Source organism: Streptomyces flavofungini, from assembly GCF_041028215.1.
Classification (GTDB): Bacteria; Actinomycetota; Actinomycetes; order Streptomycetales; family Streptomycetaceae; genus Streptomyces; species Streptomyces flavofungini_B.
In genome coordinates, this window is the sequence record NZ_JASKYR010001298.1 from 1 (window position 1) to 929 (window position 929).

Consider the following 929-nt stretch of genomic DNA (forward strand, 5'->3'; position numbering starts at 1 on the left):
CTGCCGCACGAGGGGACCTGGCCGACCGTCCGCGACCATCTGGTGGAGCGTCTCGCGGCGGCCGGACCCGGTGTCGTCGACGCGATGCTGCGTGAGGGGAGGATCGTCGGCGCGGACGGGTCGGCCGTCGCGCCGGACACGCCGTACACCGCCGGGGCCTTCGTCTGGTTCCACCGGGACCTGCCCGCCGAGGTCACCGTGCCGTACGCCATCGACGTCGTCCACCGGGACGAGCACATCGTCGTCGTGGACAAGCCGCACTTCCTCGCCACCATGCCCCGCGGCGGCCACGTCACCCAGACCGCCCTGGCCCGCCTCCGCGCGGAGCTCGGCATCCCGGCGCTCGGCGCGGCACACCGCCTGGACCGGCTGACCGCGGGGCTGCTCCTGCTCACCGTGCGCCCGGAGGAGCGCGGCGCCTACCAGACCCTGTTCAGCGAGCGCCGCGTACGCAAGGAGTACGAGGCAGTGGCCCCGTACTCCCCCGACGTGCCGCTCCCGCGCACCGTACGCAGCCACATCGTGAAGGAACGCGGGGTCTTCGCCGCCTACGAGGTGGCGGGCGCCGAGCCGAACAGCGAGAGCCGTATCGAACTCGTCGAGCGCCGCGGCGCCCTCGGCCGCTACCGGCTCACCCCGCACACCGGCCGCACCCACCAGCTCCGCGTCCACATGAACGCACTCGGCCTGCCGATCCTCGGCGACCCCGTCTACCCGGTGGTGGCGCCGCCCGTGGCGCCCGGCGACTTCCGGCGCCCCCTGCAACTCCTGGCGCGGTCACTGGAGTTCACCGACCCCGTGACCGGCACCGCGCACCGCTTCGTGAGCGGGCGGTCGCTCGGCGCCTGGGCGGCGTACGACGACTGGGCTCAGTAGCCGCGCCACCAGGTGAGGAACCGCTGCCAGGCGCCCTTGGGCCGGGCCGGGGC

General features: G+C 74.6%; 1 protein-coding gene. It reads left to right on the forward strand.

What is annotated here, in order from left to right:
• A partial coding sequence (locus AB8Z36_RS40575; protein WP_369218355.1) for an RluA family pseudouridine synthase occupies positions 1-876 on the forward strand: 876 nt, incomplete at its 5' end.
• Between the last annotated feature and the right edge of the window lie 53 nt (positions 877-929).